This window comes from Sediminibacterium soli, from assembly GCF_009939225.1.
Classification (GTDB): domain Bacteria; phylum Bacteroidota; class Bacteroidia; order Chitinophagales; family Chitinophagaceae; genus Sediminibacterium; species Sediminibacterium soli.
Window position 1 is genome coordinate 18,190 of the sequence record NZ_JAACJR010000005.1, and the last position, 23,338, is coordinate 41,527.

Genomic DNA, 23,338 nt, shown 5'->3' on the forward strand with positions numbered 1-23,338 from the left:
GTTCTATTGTTCCCTGTTCAATTGTTCCTCTGTTCCTTGTTCCCTCTTCTACTCCCATATCTCTCCCTTCCCTTCCAGCCAGAGCTTTACAGAATCGGTGGTAACGGATTTAGGACGTTCGATGGGGAATCCGAGCGCGCGGTCCCAGCAAAGACTGGCCAGTACGCCCAGTGCACGGCTTACCGCGAAGAGAACGGTGTAGAATTCGTATTCAATCAACCCGTAATGTACCAACAGGGCACCGCTGTGCGCGTCTACATTCGGCCAGGGGTTTTTTACTTTTCCGAGCGACTGGAGAATGGGCGGTACGGTTTCATAGATTTTCCATACGGTATTCACCAGTTTGTCATCGGGCATGTGTTTTTTGCCAAACTCCATCTGGGCTGTGAAACGGGGATCTGTTTTACGCAACACCGCGTGACCGTAACCCGGAACCACTTTGCCCGATGCCAGTGTTTTCTGAACATAATCGGCGATCTGCGTTTTGTCGGGATCATCGGTACCCAGTTGCTCCTGCATTTCGAAGATCCATTTCACCACTTCCTGGTTGGCCAGACCATGCAAGGGACCTGCAAGTCCGTTCATACCCGCGGCATAGCTCAGGTAGGGATCGCTCAGTGCGGAGCCCACCAGGTGCGTGGTATGTGCAGATACATTACCGCCTTCGTGGTCGGCATGTATGGTCATGTATAAACGCATCAGTTCTTTAAAGCTCTCGTCCTGGAAGCCCATCATATGCGCCAGGTTACCGGCCCAGTCAAGCAGGCCGTCGGGCTGGATATGTTCGTTGTTCCGGTATTTACGGCGGTAGATATAGGCGGCAATACGCGGCAGGCGGCCGATCAGGTCCATCGTATCGTCGAAGATCGGATCCCAGTAATCTTTTTTATTGATGCCTGCCGAATAGGCTTTGGCAAAATTGCTCTCGGTCTGCAATGCCATTACGCCGGTCACAAACATCGTCATGGGATGCGCGCTGATGGGCAGTGCATCGATGGTAGCGAACACATGGTTGGGCACATGACTGCGGCGCTGCCATATGCTGGTGATGGAATTTACATCTTCATCGGCCGGCAGTTCGTTAAGCAGCATCAGGAAGAAAAGACCTTCGGGCAAGGGTTCGCCACCGCCGGGCGCCTTGGGCAGTTTTTCCTGCAGTTCGGGAATGGAATAGCCGCGAAAGCGGATACCTTCCTGCGCATCGAGCAGACTTGTTTCGGTAACCAGGCCGGTAATGCCCCGCATGCCCTGGTAGGCCTGTGACAGTGTTACTTCGCCGATTTTTTTGGAGCCATGTTCTTTCAGCAGATTCCTGATCTCAACACCTGCTGCTTCCGCCTTTGATGTAAACCTTTCCTTGAGAGAGCCCATGTCTGTTCTTTTTATGATATTCCCCTCCGTAGTAAACAAGCGCCAGGGGTATTTTTAAGAGGGCTAAAGGTAACGGAAGTTGCCTTGTGGAGCAAAACAATTAGGGTATAACCATCGAAATAACGGATAAATCATTTGGGCGCCTTGCGATAGAGGTACCAAAACACGAAAACAAAGATCAGGTTGGGTATCCAGGCGGCAATAACAGGCGGCAGATCGCCTTTTGTGGAGAATATGGTTGAGAACCTGTCGGCGATGATAAACAGGGCGGCCGTTACAAAACCAAGCGCCAGATGCACTCCGCTTCCGCCCCTTACTTTCCGTCCTGCCACCACCGCACCGATCACGGTAAGCAGCAACACTGTTACGCAAACCGCCTGTCTTCGGTACATTTCCACTTTCAGGTCGTTCAGCCCCTCCGATCCGCGCAGTTCTTCCAGGCTGATAAAACGCGCCAGTTCGGGACTGGTCAGTTTGTCCTTGGTGTATTTATCGCGACTGAGATCATAGGGTGTAAAATTAAAGTTCATTACCCTGGTGGGTTCCGACACCACGGTTTCGCCGAGGGGCGCGGTTACCCTGCTGATCACGGATTCGAATTTCCATTTTTTGATGGCGGTATCGTAGAGGATCACGGCCGCCCTGGTATTTTCCACCAGTTTTTCGCCGTTCACCCGATACAGGAATACCGGCCCGCCGCGTTTGGTCAGGGTATCGTACGAGTAAATGCCGGCATAGGTAAAAGAGTCGATGCGCAGGTAGATATTACTGCTGGTGCTGAGCAGTCTTGTATACGATGAGTTGGCATCGATATACCGGGCTTCAAAATTACCCCGCACGTTATTGGCTTTCGGAACCACGTACATATTGGCCACGAACAGTATCGAAGCAAGTATCACCCCGCCTATCCAGTAAGGCCTTAACCAGCGCTGGTAAGAAACCCCGCTGGCCAGTATGGCTATGATCTCGCTGCGGCCCGCCATTTTGGAAGTAAAAAAGATCACCGATATAAACACGAACAACGGCAGCAGCAGCGCAATGATATGGGGAATGAACCCGAAATAATAATCGGTGATGATCTTTCTTACGCCCAGTCCGCTGCGCACAAAATCGTCTGTTTTCTCGCTTATATCCACCACAATCGCGATCACCGCAAACAGGAAGATCGAAAAGAAAAAAGTGGTCAGGAATTTCCTGAGTATGTACCAGTCGAGTTTTTTCATACCGCATGGTAAAGATACGGGAAGGGGAACTGGATTGTGTTATTGTCAATTGCCGATTGCCGATTGTGCCACCAACCCCTCTCCATCTGATTTTGTCGTTTTACAGCCTGCGCTTTACCTGCAGGATCATTTCCCTGCTCCAGGAAGCATAGTCCCCTTCAAGGATATGCCTGCGTGCTTCTTTGACCAGCCAGAGATAAAAGCTGAGGTTCTGGATGCTCGCCAGCTGCAGGGCCAGTAGCTCGTCGGCAACGAAGAGGTGACGCAGGTAGGCTTTGGAATAGTACCGGCTCATTTCATTGGGCAGACCGGGATCTATCGGGGAGAAATCGCTTGCCCATTTTTTGTTGCGGATATTAACCACGCCTTCGGTGGTAAACAGCATACCGTTACGGCCGTTACGCGTGGGCATTACGCAGTCAAACATATCCACGCCAAGATGGATGCACTCCAGCAGGTTCCAGGGTGTGCCCACGCCCATCAGGTACCGCGGTTTATCTGCCGGCAGTATATCGCAGCAGCTTTCCGTAAAGGCATACATCATGTCTTCGGGCTCGCCCACGCTCAGTCCGCCGATGGCATTACCGGTGGCATTAGCGGATGCAATGTATTCACACGAGGCCTTGCGCAGGTCGGCATAGGTGCTTCCCTGTACAATGGGAAACAGGTTCTGCGTATATCCGTATCTGTCGGGTGTTTCACTGAGTCTTTTGAAACAGCGGTCCAGCCAGCGGTGCGTAAGCTCCATACTGGTTTTGGCATATGTGTAATCGCTCGGGTAAGGCGGGCATTCATCGAAAGCCATGATGATATCGGCGCCGATGCTTCTTTGGATATCCATAACCGATTCGGGGGTGAAGAGGTGGCGGCTTCCGTCTATATGCGACTGGAACATCACGCCTTCTTCCTTTATCTTTCTGTTGGCGGCAAGCGAAAATACCTGGTATCCCCCGCTGTCTGTCAGGATGGGCCTGTCCCAGCCATTGAATGCATGCAGACCGCCCGCCGCCTCCAGCACTTCGGTTCCCGGGCGAAGGTACAGGTGGTAGGTATTGCCCAAAATGACCTGCGCCTGTACATCCTGTTTCAGCTGCTGCTGCGTAACCGCTTTTACGCTGCCCACGGTACCCACGGGCATAAAAATAGGTGTCTGTATCTCCCCATGGTCGGTGCCTATCGTGCCCGCCCTTGCCTTGGAGCCTGTTGCGTTCGCTTCTAACCGGAATGTCAATGCAGCCATCCGGCAAAAGTAGGGAATCATTATTTTTGCCGCATGACCATACCACCCATCGTACCGCTTACCGTTTTCTATTCGTTCTGCGCCATCATTCTCATACAGCTTTTTTATTACCTCTATTTTTTCTGCAGACTGGCTTTTTATACGGAAAAAGAGCGCGTTTTACAAAACGAACACCCTGTTTCCGTGGTGATCTGCGCCAGGGACGAGGCCGAAAACCTCAGCCGTAACCTGCCCGGCGTGCTGGTACAGGATTACAAAACCACGCACGAGATCGTACTGGTGAACGATAACTCCACCGATGAAGGCAAATACGTGATCGAGGAATTCCAGAAATCCTTCAAGAACATCAACCATATACAGCTTACCCAGGAGGCCAAGATGATCAGCGGTAAGAAATTCCCCCTGTCCATGGGTATCCGGAGCGCCAAATACGAGATCGTATTGCTGACGGATGCAGACTGCGTGCCTGCCTCGGAATTCTGGATGCAGAAGATGCAGAACGCCTACGACGAACATACCGAAATCGTATTGGGATATGGCGCCTACCATAAAAAACGCGGGTTACTGAATAAACTGATACGCTTCGAAACCTTTCATACGGCGCTGCAGTATCTTTCGTATGCGCTGGCCGGTATACCATATATGGGCGTGGGGAGAAACCTGAGCTACAAGAAAGATGTTTTTATCCGCAACAAAGGATTTTCATCCATCAACCATATCCCCAGCGGCGACGATGACCTGTTTATTAACCAGGTGGCCACCCAACACAATACGGCGGTGGTCATAGACCCCGATACCCATACGCTGAGCGATCCAAAGAAAAGATGGAGCGACTGGATGCGGCAGAAATACCGGCACTATACCACCAGCAAATACTATAAACCGCTGCACAAATTCCTGCTGGGACTGTACTCGCTTTCTTTGTTCCTGGTATACCCGCTGCTGGCGGCATCGATCGTGCTCTTTAACTGGTGGCTGCCGCTGGCGGTATTTGGCCTGCGGATGGTATTGCAGGGGGTTGTATTTTACCGCAGCATGCGCAAACTGAACGAAGCCGATCTGTGGCCCTGGTTCTGGCTACTGGATATCTGGACATTTTTTTACTATATCGTTACACTACCCGCCATATGGAAAGCACCCCGCAAAAGCTGGAACTGATCCGCAAATATTTCGATGATTTTACAGACACACAGCTGCAGCAGTTTGCAGCGCTGGAAGAACTGTACACGGAATGGAATACAAAGATCAACGTGATCTCGAGAAAGGATATTGACAGTATTTACCTGCACCATGTACTCCATTCGCTCAGTATAGCCGCGGTTGCCCGGTTTCAGCCGGGCATGCAGGTGATCGATATCGGCTGCGGCGGCGGCTTTCCGGGTGTTCCGCTGGCCATTTTTTTTCCCGGTGTACGTTTTCACCTGGCAGACAGCATCGCCAAAAAACTGAAAGTGGTGGATGCTGTCTGCGAGGGCGCAAATATCAAAAACATCACCACGCAGCATACCCGTGCGGAAGACATCAAAAACAAAAAATTCGACTACGCCATTTCAAGGGCCGTTGCCCCACTGAAAGAACTGTGGAAATGGGCATCACCGCTGCTGAAAAAAGACCATACGCATACACCGCCCAACGGACTTATCTGCCTGAAAGGCGGCGACCTGGCCCAGGAAATATTCGAAAGCGGTCTTCGTCCCAAAATGATGCCCGTAGACAAAATATTCGCCGAACCCTATTTTGAAGAAAAATATGTGCTGCATGTAGCAAAATAGGTCGAAGCAACCAGTCAAAAAAAGCGAATGGCGAATGAAAAACAACTTCCATTCGCCATTCGCTTTTAAGTCAGTGCCCCGTTTTTGTTTTACCTCTTACTAATCCGGGATCACCAGTTTATTGTTTCCCCTGTTCAGATCGGCCAGCCGCTGGCTGGGATCTATTTCGATGGATTTGATATCCTGTATGCTTTTTGTGATCGGGAAGGAATAGTCGGGATGCGTCCATTTCCATTCGGGATGTACGGTACGCGGTATACGGTCCTCCGCAGGTTTGGCGCCATACATCAGGTTAAGCGGCAGATAATGCATTTCCTGCGATCCGTCTTTATAGGTTACCAGCACATCAACCGGCATCGGCATTTTACCTATGCGTCTGATGGTGATATTGGGTTTGCCATCGATGGTATTGATATCTCCCACCGCGTAATCGATCGTTTTGGTGCTGTTGATCCAGTATTCCTTGTACCAGTCGAGCTCCATCCCGCTTTCTTTTTCGGCCACACGGATAAAATCGTTCGGGTTGGGATGTTTGAAACGCCACTGGTTGTAATAGGAAAGCAGTATCCTGTCGCGGATGCTGTCGCCCACGATATAACCCAGTTGCACCATGAACACCGAACCCTTGCTGTAGGCCGCATTGCCATAAGCATAGTTGGTATTGTAGTGATCGGAATGCGTGCTTGCAGGTTCTTCGAGCCCGCTTTTGGCCAGATTAATATAACCGCGGTAGGACCCGTTGAACCAGAAACCTTTTGTATCACGCAGCGTGGCCATTACACGGGTAGAGCCATAGTCGGTAAAACCTTCGTCCATCCAGGGATACAGCGATTCATTGCTGCCCATGAGCATCTGGTACCAGGTATGCATCCATTCGTGCAGCGCCGTGCCAACACTGGCACTTTTGATCAGCGTGCCCATGGGGTATTCCATGCCGCCGTCGCCGCCCTGTATAAAAGAATAGGTTTTATAGGGATATGCGCCGAATGTTCTGGCGATAACCGGATAGGCAAGTGCGGCGGTATCGGCCACGCTGTTCCAGCGTCTGTCGTTCTCTGCATCGCCCGGCTTGTCTTTATACACAATGCGCAGCAAGGGACCTCCACCCTGCGGTATGCGTGTCAGCATTTTGTAGTGCGGGTCTGCGGCCCACATAAAATCGTGCACATTGTATGCCTGCCATTTCCAGGTACTGGTGGCACCGGTGCTGTTCTTCGGAGCCGAGCCTGCTGCCTGGTATCCCCTGCCGATCTCGTTGGCATTGACCAGGTCGCCGCCGGCCACCACAAAATAATTTTTGTCAATGGTAATGTTCACATCATAATCTCCCCATACACCGTAAAATTCACGGGCGATATAGGGATTGGCATTCCATCCCTGGTAATCATACTCCACCATTTTGGGATACCACTGGCTCATGCTGTAACGCACACCCTCCGCATTATCACGCCCGCTGCGGCGTATCTGCACCGGCACCTGCGCTTCAAAGACAACATCCATAGCTACTTTTGATTTTGGCAGGAGGGGTTTGGCCAGTACCACTTCCAGGATGGTTTCGTGTTCTTTCAGTGTTTGCTCCGCACCATTGATACGGATGCTTTTTACACGCTGGTAGCCGATCTCATCGGGACTGAGTTTGCTGATGCGGTCTTTTACCCTTGCATCCCAGTCAAGACCATCACTCTGCCCGCGGGGCTCCGCAATACGTGTCTTGCCCAGTTCGCGGCTGCGTACATCCATGCTGCTGTTGGGCTGAAAGGCGTTCCAGTACAGGTGAAAGAACACCCTGCCAAGTGTATCGGGTGAGTTATTGGTGTACTCGATTTTTTCGGTGCCGCTGAAACGGTTGGCGGTCACATCCATATTCACATTGATCACATATTTGATCCTTTGCTGCCAGCGGTCGGGCTGCGCCGAAAGCGCTGTGAAGGAACCCATAGCAAAAGACAGCCATACGAATGGGAGGAAATGTTTTCTCATGTATACTTACCATTTTTAAGAATGGTAAATGTAACGGGATTTTGGAATCCGGCATTGCGCAATTCGCCGATAAAACCGGGGCGTACTGCCGCTTTTCCGGTTTGGGGACTGTTTTAACCAACTATTCTGACGGGAGACTGTTGCCACAGATTACACAGATTGGCACAGATGGGGTTTCTGTTTTTCGTTGCATGCCGGTGTTCTTAGATCCCCTTCCCGCGCAGCAATTTACCCTTCGAATCATACAACAGGTATTTCTCCGTCTGGGTTTCTGCATGACGGATCAGGATACGATACCGGGGCTCTTTATCGGGCAGCAGGATCTCGTTTACCTCAAACGCCTGCCAACTGGCAAACGGCCCCTGGCTGAAGGCATCGCGTACATTGTTCCGCAGATCGCCAAAAGTCATTTTTCGCACACCGTCGAGCCATCGGCCCCCTGCGCTGTAACGTACGGTACAGGGTTCTCCGCGCTGGTAAAAACGGGCAGCGTAAGAGCCGTCCCCGTCCTGAAGCCAGCTGACTTTAACTTTATCTATGGTGGGGTATTTCAGGGAGAAGGAACTGGTAACAACCTGGGGAACATGTACCCTGGACTGGCCGGATAGTATGGCAAACGGAAATACTAACGCGAACATCCATAAGTAAAACTGTTTCATACCGCACCGGTTTACCCTATTGGTAAATCAAGTGCTATGCCAGTTCAATCCTTACCTGCCACCACGATAACAATCTCTCCTTTTACGGTTTTATTGTTGAAATGATTACACACTTCCTGCAGGGAGCCGCGTTTGTTTTCTTCGAACAGCTTGGTGAGTTCCCTGCTTACGCAGCATTGCCGCTCAGGCCCGAAGTATTCGATAAACTGTTCCAGTGTTTTGACAAGCCGCATCGGGCTTTCGTAAAAGATCATGGTGCGTTCCTCATCGGCCAGTTGTTTAAGCAGTGTCTGCCTGCCTTTTTTCAGGGGCAAAAACCCTTCGAATACAAACCGGGTGGCGGGCAGGCCGCTGTTTACCAGTGCGGGTACAAAAGCAGTGGCGCCGGGAAGACATTCCACCCTGATCTCCTGCCTGGCGCATTCCCTTACCAGCAGAAAGGCGGGATCCGATATGCCCGGTGTGCCTGCATCGGTGATCAGCGCCATGGTTTTACCCGCACGCAGCTGGTCTACGATATGCGCTACGATCTTATGTTCGTTGTGCTGGTGATAGGGCGACAGCGGCTTCTGGATATGATAATGCGTAAGCAGCTTTGAAGAGGTCCGGGTATCCTCGCAAAGAATCAGGTCTACCTGCTGCAACACCTCGAGCGAGCGAAGCGTGATGTCCTTGAGGTTGCCGAGTGGTGTGGGAACGAGGTATAACATAGGGTTGAGGATCTGTGGCCTGTGGTCTGTAATCTGTGGTTTGGTTAAACAACCACCAACAAGCACAGACCACAAACCACAGACGATAACTTACCGACCTAATTGATCATTTCAATCTCATAAAATTCCATCACCGGGTTGGCGAGCAGTTTTTTGCTGGCATCTTCCGCCAGTTGCTTGGCCTGGGTTTCGCTTTCGGCTTCTACCTGCAGTGTGATGTGTTTTCCGACACGTACATCGGATACTGCGCCAAGGCCAAGATTCCGGAGCCCGCCCAGCACGGCTTTACCCTGGGGATCCAGCAAGTCTTTTAACGGCATTACTTTGATCTGAACATTATAGGTCATGATTCGGTCTGTTTAAGCGACAAAGATAAAATTACATAGGCAATAAAGGAGATGGAAACTGCCAGCCAGCCAAAACTGAGTGCCCCGAGCAGGGTTACCAGTGCCAGTATCAGGAAGGGCGTGGCTTTTTTCAGCGTGAGCTGGGAGAATTTCAGCGCCAGCATCGGCAGGGTGGATACCATCAGGTAACTGATCACCGCGATCAGCGCATACCAGAACCATTTGTTCAGCAGTATATCGATGATAAAAGCGTGGCTGGTATACCAGTACACCAGCGGCAGCGAAGCAATAAACAGTCCTGCTGCGGGAATGGGTACACCCTTAAAACTATACCCCTGCGCCGGATCGATATTGAACCTGGCCAGGCGGTAGGCGCCGGCACAGGGCAGGATAAATGCGGGCAGCAGCCAGAGTATGCTGGTATCCAGACCGCCAGCCTCCTTTGCAAAGCTGAGCCTGAGAAACTGGTATACGATCAGTCCCGGCGCCACACCAAAACTCACCCCATCCGCCAGTGAATCGAGCTGCTTGCCGAGTTCGGACGGCACTTTCAGCAGACGCGCCATAAACCCGTCGAGAAAATCGATCAGCGCGGCCAGTGCGATGAACAGGCTGGCCCAGGTAACCCTTTCGGGAAGCGATACCAGGTTCTCGCCGTTTGCATCGAGGGTAAAACTCAGACCCGGCTGCATAATGCAAACAATGGCGATACAACCAAAAAACAAATTCAAAAGGGTAAACAGGTTGGGGATCTGTTTCATATCAGTTACTGCTACAGGTTGTCAAATAAGGGGTTGGCGTTTCTATTTCTTCATCAGTCTTTCTATCTCTTCTGCCTTAACCGGTATATTCTTCATCAGGTCGGTGTTGCCATTGCGGGTTATCCAGACATTGTTCTCTATACGCACACCCATCTGCTCTTCTTCTATATAAATACCCGGCTCGATCGTAAGCAGCATACCCTGCCTGATCGGTTCCGTTCGGGTGCCCAGGTCGTGTATGTCAAGACCCAGGTGATGCGAAATACCATGGTACAGGTATTTGCGGTATGCGCGGTTCTCGTTGTCTTCGTTCTTTATATCCGATTTACGCAGCAGACCGATCTTCAGGAATTGTTTGGTTGCCTCCGCTCCCACCATATCGGTATAATGGGTGATGGCGATGCCCGGCTTCAGGATACTTTTTGCATAATCGTGGAGATGCAGACAGGCATTGTACACGGTCTTCTGTCTCGCAGTAAATTTGCCGTTTACAGGAACGGTGCGGGTAAGGTCTGCCGAATAGGCGCCGTATTCCGCGCCAAAATCCATCAGCACCATATCACCGTTTTTGCATTGTTCGCTGTTGCTCACATAGTGCAGTACCCTGGCATTGTCGCCGCTTGCAATAATGCTGTTATAACCCGGCCCGGTGGCACGCTGGCTGAGGAAACTGTGAAATATCTCCGCTTCGATCTCGTATTCCCATACACCGGGTTTGATAAATGCCAGTAACCGGCGAAAAGCATTTTCGGTGATGTCAATCGCTTTCTGCACCACGGCAATTTCTTCCTTTGTTTTGATGGCACGCAGTTCCTTCATGATCCTGGCTGCACGATGAAAGGCATGCAGCGGGTAGGCCGCTCTCATCTCATCTGCAAAACGGTAGGCACGGCTCCGGATAGGCGTGGCCTTGCGGTCGTTTTCGTTGGAACCGAGGTAAATATTGTCTGCCAGGTGCACCCATGCCTGCAGCAGCGCATCCAGGCTGTCGACCCATACAATGGTCCGGATGCCAGAAATATCCGTGGCCTCTTTTACACGCAGCCTCCTGCCATCCCATTTTTCTTTCAGTTCGTTGGGACGAACCAGTACCAGCACCTCCCGGTATTTGGGATCGGGGTTGTCGGGAAACAGCACCACCGTGGAGTCTTCCTGTTCTATGCCGCTGAGCCAGAACAGGTCGCTGTTCTGTTTGAACCTGTGCAGCGCGTCCCCGTTGTAAGGCCATTCATCGTTGCTCACAAATACCGCGATGCTGTTGGGAAGCATCTCCTTGACAAATCTTTTCCGGTTATTCACGAAAATGGCGGTATCCAGGGGAAGATATTTCATGCGCGTCAGGGGTTGAAGGTTGCAAGATAAAAAAAGGCAGTCAGCTTTCTGTCGCCCCTACCCCTTATCGCAGAAAAATGATGAACGGTTTGATTTATTTACGAACACAATCGTACATTTACTACGAAATCGTTCGTTCATCATTATCAAAACACCATACTATGAAACACAACACCAAAAAATGGCTGGCAGCGGGCAGTTTACTGGCTGCGGCCATCACCTTTTGCGCCTGGCGTGCAGAAAACAAAGGTTTTCAGGGAAAGGATTCAGCACCTGAGGCAGCACAGGATACCCTCCCTTCCAAAAAACACAGTGACAGAAACGAATTCAGAAGCGGAGACCTGGACCATGCATTACAGGATATAGACCGCGCCATGCAGCAACTGAACAGGGAGATGAAACTCGATATGGGCCGTATGGAGAAAGAGATCAGGACCGCGATGGAAGAAGTGAAAAAGATCGATCTGGAAAAGATCCACACCGATCTCCGGGCCTCGCTGAAAGAGATCGACTGGACCAAAACCCGCGGGGAAGTGGACAGGGCCATGCGGCAGGCAGAGCAGGAACTGAAAAAAGTGGATATGGAACAGGTAAAAAAGAACGTGGAAAAAGCAATGGAGCAGGTAAATACGGAACAGCTGCTGTCCGGGATTGATTTCGACAAAATCCATCAAAACGTAACTGATGGGATGGCGCATGCCCGAACCGGTCTGGAAAAAGCCAAAAAAGAACTTACCCTGCTGAAGGAATTCCTGGGCGAGCTGGAAAAAGACGGCCTGATCGATTCAAAAAAAGCGTACAAAATCGAGATCAAAGACAGGGAAATGTATATCAACGGAACCAGGCAATCCAAAGAGGTAAACGATAAATACCGCAAATATTTTAAAGACGAGGACTATACCATTAAAAACGATGGTGAAGGGCTGACCAGGATCTGATCGATAAAACCGGAACTCCCGGACAGTAACCCGTGAAACGCGCTGCCTAAAACCTTACCGTTGGGCAGCGCACGGATCTGCCGGAAGTGGAGGGGAACACACCGCTTTTGACAATAGACAGCTCATAGGCACCGCGTGTGCCGTTGAAACTGTTGAGGGTGGATACGGTGGCATCGTAGCTGAGCGTAATGCGGAGGTCGTTGATCTCGTAACCCGCCATCGGTACCAGGGCATCTTTTGCGCGGTAATACAAACCCAGTATCAACTGCTTGGATCCGTCGCCGCTCAGGTCGCGGTTGGCATTAAAGCCCACAACCGTTTCCCATGCATTGCCCATTTTACTCACATAGATATTCGGGTTCAGGATCCAGGTATCCTGCAGCTTGATATTGCTGTTCACAAAAGCGGTATACCTCCGGTACAGACGGTCATCGGAAACAGAGGGATCAAAAAAACTTTCTCTCGGTCTGTTTACATGCATGATGCTGACGCCTGCATTCAGGTAAACATTTTCAGAAGCGAAATAGGCATAGTTCAGACCCACCTGCAGATCCAGGTACGAGGTCTGGCTGTACGCAAAAGGCTCGTTGCTGGGGATGGTTACATCAAAGAACTTTCCGTTCCACTGGTTGTCAAAACTCAGCTTGGATATATCCACCCGTTTACTGGTAAAGCCAAGACTGAACCCGCCGCTGAGCAGACTGTTATAACCCAGCATCTGGTGATAGGCAACGGATGCATATCCGCTGGTGCGGTTCAGGTTGCCGCTGCCGGCCGCATCTTTGTAAAGCGCCGCACCGATACCCATCCAGCCATTCTCAAAACGATTGGCAAACACTTTTACATCGCCCCAGGCACTCATGGTCCGGTAAGGGTTGCCCACATTGGCCCATTGGTTGCGGTAGTTGCCGCCTATCCGGTAATCGTAATCGGGATTGAAACCTGTATTAGCCGGGTTGATCAGCAGGGGGCTATGGAAATACTGCGAAAAATGGAGATCCTGTGCATAGCTGGGGCCTGCCGTTAAAACAGCCAGTACGCCAATACATAAAACTTTTCTTAACCGATTCTGCCTCATCTTCCCTGCTTTATCGTAACAACGTGATATCTCCCTTCTTGACCATCTTTTCTTTTCCACTGAACTCTATCTGCAACGTATAATGGTAAACATCCTGCGGCTGCGGAACGCCTTTGTAAGTGCCGTCCCACCCATCGGCCTGGTTGCTGCTGACATACACCAGCGCGCCCCACCGGTTATATATGCGCCAGCTCATTTTTGCAATGCCGTAACCGCGTACATAGACCCGGTCGTTCTTACCATCGCCATTGGGCGTAAATGCATTGGGAACATCCGCACCGTCAACAATCGTCACGGAAATGGCCTGGCAACTCGTATCGATACAGCCGTAACTGTTGAATGTGATCAGGCAGGCTTTGTACGTGCCGCTTGCATTGTACAAATGTTGTACCAAGGTATCCTGTCTGAGCGTAAACAAGGTATCGCCATCGCCGAACTGCCATTTATAGGCGCTGCCGCCGCTGGCGTTATTGATAAAGCTGACCGGCGTATTGGATTCCGTTGGGTTGGGTGAATAGGTAAATGCCGAAACCGGGTTAGGACTCACCACGATCGAAAAATACGCCGAAGTGTCCACCCTGTTGCAACTCGAGGTATCCGTTGCAATCAACCGCACGCGGTAAGTGCCCGGCGTGTTGTACAGGTGTGTAGGATCCGACATGGTGGAGGTTGTACCATCGCCAAAATCCCACACAAAATCGGTTCCACCCATCGATGTATTTTCAAACACCGCCGTATAGGGCGCGCAGCCCGATGGCGCGGTACTGAACTGCGCTTTTACGGTGGGCGAAATACGCACCTGTTTTACCAGGCTGTCGGGTTCATTGCAATAATTGGTATCCACCAGCACCAGCTTTACAGAATAGGTTCCCGATGCGGCATAGGTATGCGTTACAGGCCCCAGTCCTGCCAGCTGTGTATTACCGTCGCCAAAATCCCATCGGAAACTGGTGCCCGTAAACGGTTTTATGGCCGTTGAAATATTATTGAACGAATACCCCAGCGAAGTACAGGGCTGCAGTTTGGTGGTGGTGAAATTGAGAAAAGCCTGGTCGTTCCGTACACGCATGGTCACATACGCGGTATCGGCCACATTACAGGTATTGGAGTCGATGGAGACCACACTTACACGGTAAAAACCAACCGTATTGAACGTATGCGACACCGTTGGCCCGGTGGTGGTTTCCTTGGGACTTCCATCGTTAAAATCCCATATGTATTTTTTACCCTGCGCCAGTGTATCTGTAAACACCACCTGCATAGGCACACAGCCCGATGTATCGCGTACGCCGTTGATGCTTGCCGCAATACCGGCGCCCACACCGGCCAGGTTAAAAGCCATTTTTACCGCGGCAAGGTTACATTCTTTGGAACCATTGTATTCAGACCAGGCGCCGGGTGTGGTGGGAAAACGCGCCCCGCCCATGCAGTTGGCGCAGATCGACTGGTAAATAACGCCACTGGCATCAAAACGGCTGGTACCGCCATCCACATGCTCGCCGTATCCGCCGTTCTGGCCGAAGAAAGAACCGTATAACTGCGAGGAAGCATTCTTTGCCAGCACGAAAAAATAGAAGTCGCTGCCATCCGTATCTTTCTGATAGGCATCCGCGGTTACGCTGAGCCCTTTTGTAAAAGCGGAGGGATAGGTCTGGTTCTGGTTGGCAGATCCGCCCCATCCCGATACATATACATTCTCACACCTGTCTACCAGGAAAGCTATCGGCGAAATATTCGGCTGCGTGGAATTTGTTCCGAAAACGGTTGAGTAAACATAGTCAGACAGATCGGGTTTCAGTTTAATGATAAACTGTTTGCCGCCCGGCTGCGAAAACGCGGCATTCGACACCGGCCAGTTGCCTGTAGTGGTGCCCGTGATATAAGGAAACCCGGCTTTGTCGAACTGGATACCATAGATCATATCGATTGCAGGAGTGCCGATAAACGTGGTTCGCACCGCCACCCCATCGCTGGTAAGTTCCATGATAAATCCATCTGCACCACCGCCCTGGTAAGTAGGGTATTTAACACCGGCGCCGGCAACAGGAAAGTCGGCACTTGCCGTTGCGCCCGCCACAAAAATATTCCCGTTGGATGGATTCCGCGCCAGCACAAAAGCGGCATCGTCGTTTTTACCGCCTGCAAGTATGCTGAAGTGCACCGAAGACAGATCGGGACTGAATTTCATCACCACCGCATCCTGGGTGCGGCCGTTTGTAACACCGCCGGTGGTCTGGTTGGACTGGGAAGTAACGGGAAAATCGGTTGACTGTGTACAGGAAGCCAGGTAAACATTACCGGCCGGGTCCAGGTTGACTTCGCTGCGGGCATCGTCGCCATAATTGCGGCGGATGGATTCAGCGCCGCTGGGGGGACAGTATTTGGACCTGATGTTTACCCCATCGTTACCCGATCCGCCAATACGCACCGAACCCACCAGCGCAGAACCCGATGCATTGAGTTTGGTGACAACAATGTCCCAAAGCCCGCCCTGCGGTCCGTATTTCTGCAGCGCGCCTTTCAGCGGGTAATTGGGAGAAGTGGTTCTTCCGCCGATCACCAGGTTTCCGGCGGCGTCTACAATAAGGCTGTGCGGTTGCTCATTGCCCGAGCCGCCGATATAGGTTGCATACACCCGGTTGGCACCGGTGGGATCAAATTTCATGATGGCGATATCAAAACCCGACTGTTCGCAGGTAGCGGTATTACCACCCTGAAAACTCGTCTGAAAAGCGCCGTTGCTGACAGGGAAAGAACCGCTGCCGGCAAAAGAAATGCTGCCCGAATAAAAATTTCCTTTACCGTCATAAGTGGCGGTATACCCCCAGTTGCTGGCCGTGCTGCCCGAAAAAGTGGAAAATACCAGGGAGGGATCGATCACCAGGGTGGCGTTGCGTGTATAGGAAGCATCCAGTTTGAAACGTACGATGTTCCCCTTCAGTTCAAAATGAGCGGGGATCTCCTTTCGCTGGTTATTCACAAGCTGGAAAGTATAGGGTGCTTTTTCAATTACCTTGTCTACCGACACCTTAACCGTAAGATTGCCTTTGTCGATCGACAGTTTGTCCACGCCATCGAAGTACATGGCAATGACACCGGGATCGGCGCCGGGATGAACGATAAAATCGTATTTCAGCAAACCGTCTGCGGTATAATACCGGATATCGATACCGGGGTACATATTCAGGAAGGTAACGGCCTGGTAGATACCGCAGTTACCGGCCCATTGCGAGGGATCATCGCCCAGTATATAGTTGTTGTAACCCGGCAGCGGTTTGTCCGGAACGATCACGGGTTCCGGGTTGGCATTCAGGAAACGCACTTCGTAAGCATGCGAACGCAATACCCCCGGCACATAGCCGCCGCTGCTGCCACCGCCCCCTGTTTCCGGCGTGGGACGCAATTCTTCAGCCGTACGGAAAGCGGCACTGGCGCCGGGCTGCACCGAAGCATCGGGGTGCCCCGCTTCGTATAAGGCAGAAAGGTCTTTCTGGTTATGCAGCAATACCCGGTAACCGTTTTTCTGAAGTGCAAACGCCCCCGAACTCATTTCACCCTTGAAGCGGATGGCGGGGTCCCATTGACCTTTGTTTTCTACAAACTGGAGATAGTTCTGGCCATACCCCTGCAGGGAGAGCAGAAAAAATGCGCTGATTTTTCCTATTGTTCTTAACCAACCCAAGTGTATTTTTTTTATAAGGTACGACTATTCTATGGTCAAACGTTACACAGTGTTCAGGATATACGACTCCAGCCGTTTTTGTGTTTTTGGGAACGAAGAAATAGTTTGAGTGGTGAATTTATCGTCAATTTCAATTCGGTATCTTCTTTCACCAGCATTTCTGCTTCGCTCCGGGCCAATTCTAACAATCCTTTATCATTCACGATATTGGCCAGTTTAAAATTCAGTGCGCCGCTCTGCCGGGTGCCTTCTATATCGCCGGGGCCCCGCAGCTCCAGGTCTTTTTCCGCCACCGCAAAACCGTCGTTGGTGGCGCACATTATCTTGATACGTTCTCGGGCCTCTTTGCTGGCTGTACTACCCGTTAATAAAATGCAAAAGCTTTTTTCACTGCCCCGGCCCACCCTGCCCCTTAACTGGTGCAGTTGCGATAAACCGAATTTTTCGGCGCTCTCTATCACCATCACCGATGCATTGGGTACGTTCACACCCACTTCAATCACCGTGGTGCCCACCATGATCTGTGTATCGCCTTTTACAAAGCGCTGCATATTGGTTTCTTTCTGCCCGGCGGGTTGCCGTCCGTGCACCATACTGATACGGTACTTCGGTTCGGGGAAAAAACTCTTTACCTGCTCGTACCCCTGCATCAGGTCCTCGTAACTGAGCTTCTCGCTTTCTTCGATCAACGGGTAAATGAAATAGGCCTGCCGGCCTTTTTCGATTTCGGTGCGTACAAAATCCATCACGCTGGCCCTTGCCGTTTCGGAACGGTGAACCGTGGTTACCGGTTGCCTTCCCGGCGGCAGCTCGTCCATGATACTGTAATCCAGATCGCCGTAAGCCGTCATCGCCAGTGTACGCGGTATCGGTGTTGCGGTCATCACCAGCACATGCGGCGGAACGGCGGCTTTTTCCCATAGCCTCGCCCGCTGCGCCACACCAAAGCGATGCTGCTCGTCTACCACCACCAGTCCCAGATTGCGGAATTGCACCGTATCCTCTATCACCGCATGGGTACCTACCACAAAATGTATGCTATCCTCCAGCAGGCCTTTTAGTATCCTTTTTCTTTCGGCCGATCTGGTGCTGCCCGTAAGCAAGGCCACTTCCACCGGCATTTCCCGCAGCAGTTCGCTGATGGACTGGTAATGCTGCTGCGCCAGTATTTCCGTGGGCGCCATGATGCAGCTCTGGTAGCCGTTGTCTGCCGCAAGCAGCATGCTCAGCAGCGCTACGATTGTTTTACCGCTGCCCACATCGCCCTGCAGCAGCCGGTTCATCTGGTGCCCCCTTCCCGTATCGGTGCGGATCTCTTTGAGCACCCGCTTCTGCGCGCCTGTAAGCGAAAAAGGAAGATGCTGCGAATAGAATGTATTGAAATACTCCCCCACTTTTTCAAACACCACTCCCTTGCTGTACTGGTTACGCTGCAGTTTTACCAGGTTCAGCCTTACCTGCGCAATAAACAGCTCCTCGAATTTGAGCCGTTTCACTGCCCGCTCGTATTCCTGCGCAGCGCCGGGAAAATGCACCTGGCGGTATGCCTGGAAACGGTCTGCAAGCTTCAGTTTATCGATCAGCGGCTGCGGAAGGTTCTCGGGGATATCTGCCGGCTGCAGCTGCGACAGCAGCGCGTAGGTGAATTTACCCAGCTGCCTGCCGTTCAGTCCCCTGGCTTTTAATTTTTCGGTTGTGGGATAAACCGGCTCCAGATAGGTTTTGCCCCCGGCTTTGGCCGGTACAAATGGTTCTATTTCCGGGTGAACGATCTGCGGTTTGCCGTTAAAAAAACCGGTTTTGCCAAACACCAGGTAATCGCTGCCCACATGCAGGTTCCTGGTTACCCAGCTGATGCCCTGGAACCAGGTAAGCTCCAGTATACCGCTGCGGTCGCGCAGCTGGGCAACCAGCCGCCGGCCTCTTTTTTCGCCCAGCGTATCCATGCTCACCAGCGTTCCGGCCACCTGGATGTATTCCGTCTGCGGATGGATATCGCCTATGCTGCTTACCTGTGTTTTGTCGATATGCCGGTTCGGAAAATGTTCCAGCAGATCGCCGAAACGGTAAATTCCCAATTCTTTTTTCAGCATATCCGCGCGCAACGGTCCCACACCTTTCAGGTATTCGATGGGTGAGTCGAGTATGGTCTGGGGATGGCTGATGGCGAAGGATTATGGGTTAGCGATTCTGTGGTTGAAACAATAAAAAGTTGGTTGGCTGCATGGTTCTGTTGAATGGCTGCCGGGATACTGGCGTTGGTGCTGCAATAATAAGTAAGAATACGTTGCAGTAAAAAAGATCGGTCAGCAGCGCCGCGCTTTGCCGGATCTGGCCTTCCACTTATCAACCAATCCTGCTACCAACCAACAAGCTCCTTATCTTCGCGGCATGGAAAAAGAGGTTGTACTGAGCGGCATCAGGCCCACGGGTTTTCTGCACCTGGGCAATTATTTCGGCGCCATGCGCAATTATGTGCGCATGCAGGATGACTATACCTGTTATTTCTTCGTTGCCAACTGGCACAGCCTCACCACCCATCCCGATACCCGTCAGCTGCAGGAAAGCGTGCACAGGGTGATCGCGGAAAATGTTGCCTGCGGACTGGATCCCGATAAAGTGGCATTATACATTCAAAGCGATGTGCCCGAAATTGCCGAGTTGTACCTATACCTCAATATGCTGGCCTACAAAGGCGAGCTGGAAAAAACGGTGACCTTCAAGGAAAAAGTAAGACTGCAGCCCGATAATGTAAATGCCGGACTGCTTACCTATCCCGTATTGCAGGCCGCCGACATACTGATACACCGCGCGGTAAAAGTGCCGGTGGGAAAAGACCAGGAACAGCACCTGGAAATGGCCCGCAATTTTGCCGAGCGTTTCAACTACCGCTATGGCGACGTTTTTCCATTGCCCTATGCTTTCAATTACCACAGCGAGCTGGTGCGTATCATGAGTCTCGACGGCAACGGCAAGATGAGCAAGAGCGAAAACCAGATGGCCACTTTATACCTGGCCGATGACGATGACAGCATCCGCAAAAAAATCATGAAGGCCAAAACGGATGCCGGCCCGGCCATGCCCAACGCCGAAAAACCGGATTATATCCAGAACCTGTTTACCATGATGCATCTTGTCAGCGCACAAAGCACCATACAGAAATTTGAAGACGATTTCAACGCCAGCAGTGCGGGCAACGTGGTGATACGCTATGGCGATATGAAAAAACAGCTGGCGGAGGATATGGCCAATTTCATCAAACCCATACGCGAAAAAGCGGCCGACATACAGGCCGATACAACCCGGCTCTCCCGTATCATCCGGCAGGGCGCCGAAAAAGCCCGTGCCAACGCCGATGCCACACTGCAGCTGGTACGCAAAACCATGAACATGAACTATTAACAATTGCGGGCCGGGAACCGGCAATGGGTTATTGGTCGCGGCGGTTAAAAAAAATCCTGCCCACTTCATACTTCGTACTTCGTATTTCGTATTTTCATTGATATGGCAAAAGCAAGAAAACCAAAACATATAGCGGTAGCAGGAAACATCGGTGCAGGCAAGACTACCTTAACGGAAATGCTGTCCAAACACTATCGCTGGATACCGCAGTTTGAAGATGTTGACCACAATCCTTACCTGATGGATTTTTACGAGGACATGCCGCGCTGGAGCTTCAACCTGCAGATCTATTTCCTGAACAGCCGCCTCAACCAACTGCTCGATATTCACCGCGGAACAGAAACCGTGATACAGGACCGCACCATCTACGAAGACGCCAACATCTTTGCACCCAACCTGCATGAGATGGGACTGATGAGCAAACGCGATTTCGACAACTATTTTCTTTTCTTCCAGACACTGAAAACCATGGTGCAGCCGCCGGACCTGCTGGTCTATCTCAAAGCTTCAGTGCCCACGCTGGTATCGCAGATACAGAAACGGGGCCGCGAATACGAAGAAAATATCCGTCTCGATTACCTCAAACGCCTCAACGAGCACTACACCAAATGGATCGACAGTTACAAAGAAGGTCCCCTGCTGGTTATCGACTGCGACAAGAACAAATTTGCCGAAAACGACGAGCACTTCGGCGATATCATCGGGAAGGTGGACAGTACACTGTTCGGGTTGTTCTGAACAATTACGGATTAGTGGATTCCGGATTGGCGGATTATGAATTGCGAATTATTGAATTGCGGATCGCGGATTGATGTGGTGCGCATCCTAATTTGCCTTTGAAGCTTTCCAACATAAGTAAGAGGCAGCCCGCAAGCATGGCACGCACGGGTCCTCCCGCAGCGCCAACACAAAAAATCCACTAATCCAATCGCAATCCCCCAACTAAAAGCCCCGTCCAGAAGAACGGGGCTTACCGTAACAAACAAAGCAATCGAAGAGACCGTTTTGTCCATCCCCGACCAAAGAAATGGACCCAAGCGCGTTAGTTTTGGTTGCGGTCTTCGTGTTCTGTTTACACCTTGGGTGCAGCTTGCAGAATCTCCTCCGATACACCGGAAGCGTATTTCTGGAAATTCTGCACGAACTGTTGAGCCAGGTCTTTCGCTTGTGCATCATAGGCAGCCGGATCGGTCCAAGTGCTGCGTGGATCTAAAATTTCTTTGGGCACCCCCGCACAGGCAACCGGCATTTCCATACCGAACACGGGGTGAATAATAAACGCCGCGCTGTTCAGCGCACCGCTCAATGCCGCGGTGATCATAGCCCGTGTATAACCGAGCTTTATGCGATGGCCCGTTCCGTAACAACCACCCGTCCAGCCGGTATTGATCATCCATACGTTTACCTTATGCGCACGCATGTTTTCTCCCAGCATACCCGCATATTTACCGGGGTGCAGCGGCAGGAACGGCGCGCCAAAACAGGCGCTGAAAGTTGACTTGGGCTCGGTAACACCTGCTTCCGTACCCGCCACTTTGGCCGTATAGCCGCTGATGAACTGGTACATGGCCTGCCCCGGCGAGAGCCTGCTCACCGGCGGTAATACGCCATAGGCATCACAGGTAAGAAAGAAAATATTTTTTGGCAGCCCGCCCATGGCGGGCTGTAATGCATTGCTGATAAAATGCAGCGGGTAACTGACACGCGTGTTTTCCGTGATGGTCTTGTCGGCAAAATTGATACGATTGCTTCCCCGCTCAAAACCCACATTCTCTACCAGGGCCCCTGCACGTATCGCGTGGTATATCTCGGGCTCCTTCTCTTCGCTGAGGTCGATCGTTTTTGCGTAACAGCCGCCTTCAAAATTGAACACACCACCGGCGGTCCAGCCATGCTCGTCATCGCCGATCAGTTTTCTGTCTGGATCGGCGCTCAGGGTGGTCTTGCCGGTGCCGCTCAGACCAAAAAAGATGGCCACATCTCCCCCGGCGCCCATGTTGGCGCTGCAATGCATGCTAAGCACGTTCTTATTCTGCGGAAGTATGTAATTGAGCACGCTGAAAATACCTTTCTTTATCTCACCGGTATACCCGGTGCCGCCGATCAATATTGTTTTGTGTGTGAACGATAATACGGCGAAGTTTCCCTGCCTTGTTCCGTCCACAGCCGCATCTGCGGTAAAGCCAGGCGCCTGTATGATCTGCCACTCGGGCTCGAACCCGTCCAGCTCGGCAGAAGAGGGACGAAGAAACATGTTATACGCAAACAGGTTGCTCCAGGCATTTTCGTTGATCACGCGGATATTGAGCCGGTAGGCCGGGTCTGCGCAGGCATAAGCGTCGCGCACCCACACTTCTTCCCGCCGCCCCAGGTAAGCCATCATCTTATCACGCAGCTGGAGAAAATATTTTTCTTCGATAGGGGTATTGAACTGGTTCCAGTCAACCGTGTTTTCCGTGATCGCGTCTTTGACGATAAACTTGTCTTTCGGACAGCGGCCCGTAAACATACCCGTGTTGATGCAAAGCGCGCCCGTATCATTCAGCACACCCTGCGCACGCAGGATAGTCTGCTCAGTCAATTCGGAGGGCGATAACTGGTAGTGTACCTGAGAAGAACCGGATAAACCGGAAATCAGCGGCTTAGGCATAGCGGTAGCGATCATAAAAACAAACAAACGTTAGTTAAAAAGCAAAAATAGCAGAATCCCCCGTTTGGCAAAGCAGACGTGTCTGCCCCACACGTTGCATTTTATCAAGGCTTTACCGCAGATATTGAATATTATCTACAAGACCCGAAAGATTGGCATACGGGTTTTTAGCAAGTGGAAGAACTATTTGAAT

At 51.5% G+C, this 23,338-nt stretch carries 18 protein-coding genes; 5 read left to right on the top strand and 13 right to left on the bottom strand.

Annotated features, from left to right (window positions below):
* Positions 1–48: 48 nt before the first annotated feature.
* The 3 genes from GWC94_RS03425 to tgt form a co-directional block, all read right to left on the bottom strand.
* Positions 49–1,371, bottom strand: coding sequence for a citrate (Si)-synthase, eukaryotic (locus GWC94_RS03425; protein ID WP_161833625.1), 1,323 nt, complete (start codon positions 1,369–1,371; stop codon positions 49–51).
* Between the two features lie 131 nt (positions 1,372–1,502).
* A complete protein-coding gene (locus tag GWC94_RS03430) occupies positions 1,503–2,594 on the bottom strand; it encodes an LptF/LptG family permease (protein ID WP_161833626.1) in 1,092 nt (363 codons plus the stop codon).
* 100 nt (positions 2,595–2,694) lie between these two features.
* The gene (gene tgt, locus GWC94_RS03435; protein WP_161833627.1) at positions 2,695–3,834 is read right to left on the bottom strand and encodes a tRNA guanosine(34) transglycosylase Tgt; all 1,140 of its coding nucleotides are present in this window, start codon (positions 3,832–3,834) and stop codon (positions 2,695–2,697) included.
* Positions 3,835–3,867: 33 nt separating this feature from the next.
* On the opposite strand from tgt, the gene GWC94_RS03440 reads away from it, so the two are divergent.
* Together GWC94_RS03440 and rsmG are read left to right on the top strand one after the other, a co-directional pair.
* The gene (locus tag GWC94_RS03440) at positions 3,868–4,992 is read left to right on the top strand and encodes a glycosyltransferase (RefSeq protein WP_161833628.1); all 1,125 of its coding nucleotides are present in this window, start codon (positions 3,868–3,870) and stop codon (positions 4,990–4,992) included.
* Entirely contained in the window at positions 4,962–5,606 is a 645-nt protein-coding gene (rsmG, locus tag GWC94_RS03445; RefSeq protein WP_161833629.1) for a 16S rRNA (guanine(527)-N(7))-methyltransferase RsmG, read from the top strand. The genes GWC94_RS03440 and rsmG overlap by 31 nt, the downstream gene beginning before the upstream one ends.
* A 99-nt stretch (positions 5,607–5,705) precedes the next feature.
* On the opposite strand, the gene GWC94_RS03450 is transcribed toward rsmG, so the two are convergent.
* From GWC94_RS03450 to GWC94_RS03475, 6 genes are all read right to left on the bottom strand, one after another.
* Positions 5,706–7,586 (bottom strand): M1 family metallopeptidase, encoded by a 1,881-nt coding sequence (locus tag GWC94_RS03450; protein ID WP_161833630.1) that lies wholly within the window; start codon positions 7,584–7,586, stop codon positions 5,706–5,708.
* Between the two features lie 203 nt (positions 7,587–7,789).
* Entirely contained in the window at positions 7,790–8,245 is a 456-nt protein-coding gene (locus GWC94_RS03455) for a hypothetical protein (protein WP_161833631.1), read from the bottom strand.
* 44 nt (positions 8,246–8,289) lie between these two features.
* Complete coding sequence (gene rsmI, locus GWC94_RS03460; protein ID WP_161833632.1) at positions 8,290–8,955, bottom strand: 16S rRNA (cytidine(1402)-2'-O)-methyltransferase; 666 nt, start codon at positions 8,953–8,955, stop codon at positions 8,290–8,292.
* A 98-nt stretch (positions 8,956–9,053) separates the two neighbouring features.
* Positions 9,054–9,302: a phosphoribosylformylglycinamidine synthase subunit PurS gene (purS, locus tag GWC94_RS03465; RefSeq protein WP_161833633.1), complete on the bottom strand. Its 249-nt coding sequence runs from the start codon at positions 9,300–9,302 to the stop codon at positions 9,054–9,056.
* Positions 9,299–10,063, bottom strand: a complete 765-nt coding sequence (locus GWC94_RS03470; protein WP_161833634.1) for a CDP-alcohol phosphatidyltransferase family protein — start codon at positions 10,061–10,063, stop codon at positions 9,299–9,301. Before GWC94_RS03470 ends, purS begins: the two co-directional genes overlap by 4 nt.
* A 42-nt stretch (positions 10,064–10,105) precedes the next feature.
* Positions 10,106–11,395, bottom strand: a complete 1,290-nt coding sequence (locus GWC94_RS03475; protein ID WP_161833635.1) for an aminopeptidase P N-terminal domain-containing protein — start codon at positions 11,393–11,395, stop codon at positions 10,106–10,108.
* Between the two features lie 161 nt (positions 11,396–11,556).
* Here GWC94_RS03475 and GWC94_RS03480 point away from each other — a divergent pair, with 161 nt between their 5' ends.
* Positions 11,557–12,333 (top strand): hypothetical protein, encoded by a 777-nt coding sequence (locus tag GWC94_RS03480; RefSeq protein WP_161833636.1) that lies wholly within the window; start codon positions 11,557–11,559, stop codon positions 12,331–12,333.
* 46 nt (positions 12,334–12,379) lie between these two features.
* Here GWC94_RS03480 and GWC94_RS03485 read toward each other — a convergent pair whose 3' ends face one another.
* Genes GWC94_RS03485 through recG form a run of 3 tightly spaced genes read right to left on the bottom strand, consistent with a single transcriptional unit; the run spans position 12,380 to position 19,258 of the window.
* Positions 12,380–13,411, bottom strand: a complete 1,032-nt coding sequence (locus GWC94_RS03485) for a PorP/SprF family type IX secretion system membrane protein (protein ID WP_161833637.1) — start codon at positions 13,409–13,411, stop codon at positions 12,380–12,382.
* Positions 13,412–13,421: 10 nt separating this feature from the next.
* Complete coding sequence (locus GWC94_RS03490) at positions 13,422–17,093, bottom strand: DUF7948 domain-containing protein (protein WP_161833638.1); 3,672 nt, start codon at positions 17,091–17,093, stop codon at positions 13,422–13,424.
* 53 nt (positions 17,094–17,146) lie between these two features.
* Positions 17,147–19,258 (bottom strand): ATP-dependent DNA helicase RecG, encoded by a 2,112-nt coding sequence (gene recG / locus GWC94_RS03495; protein WP_317163425.1) that lies wholly within the window; start codon positions 19,256–19,258, stop codon positions 17,147–17,149.
* Between the two features lie 226 nt (positions 19,259–19,484).
* Here recG and trpS point away from each other — a divergent pair, with 226 nt between their 5' ends.
* Together trpS and GWC94_RS03505 are read left to right on the top strand one after the other, a co-directional pair.
* Positions 19,485–20,495 carry a tryptophan--tRNA ligase gene (gene trpS, locus GWC94_RS03500; RefSeq protein ID WP_161833639.1) on the top strand — a complete coding sequence of 337 codons (1,011 nt, stop codon included), beginning with the start codon at positions 19,485–19,487 and terminating at the stop codon, positions 20,493–20,495.
* A gap of 102 nt (positions 20,496–20,597) precedes the next feature.
* Positions 20,598–21,233 (top strand): deoxynucleoside kinase, encoded by a 636-nt coding sequence (locus GWC94_RS03505; RefSeq protein ID WP_161833640.1) that lies wholly within the window; start codon positions 20,598–20,600, stop codon positions 21,231–21,233.
* A gap of 334 nt (positions 21,234–21,567) precedes the next feature.
* Here GWC94_RS03505 and pckA read toward each other — a convergent pair whose 3' ends face one another.
* A complete protein-coding gene (gene pckA / locus GWC94_RS03510) occupies positions 21,568–23,160 on the bottom strand; it encodes a phosphoenolpyruvate carboxykinase (ATP) (protein WP_161833641.1) in 1,593 nt (530 codons plus the stop codon).
* Positions 23,161–23,338 lie beyond the last annotated feature (178 nt).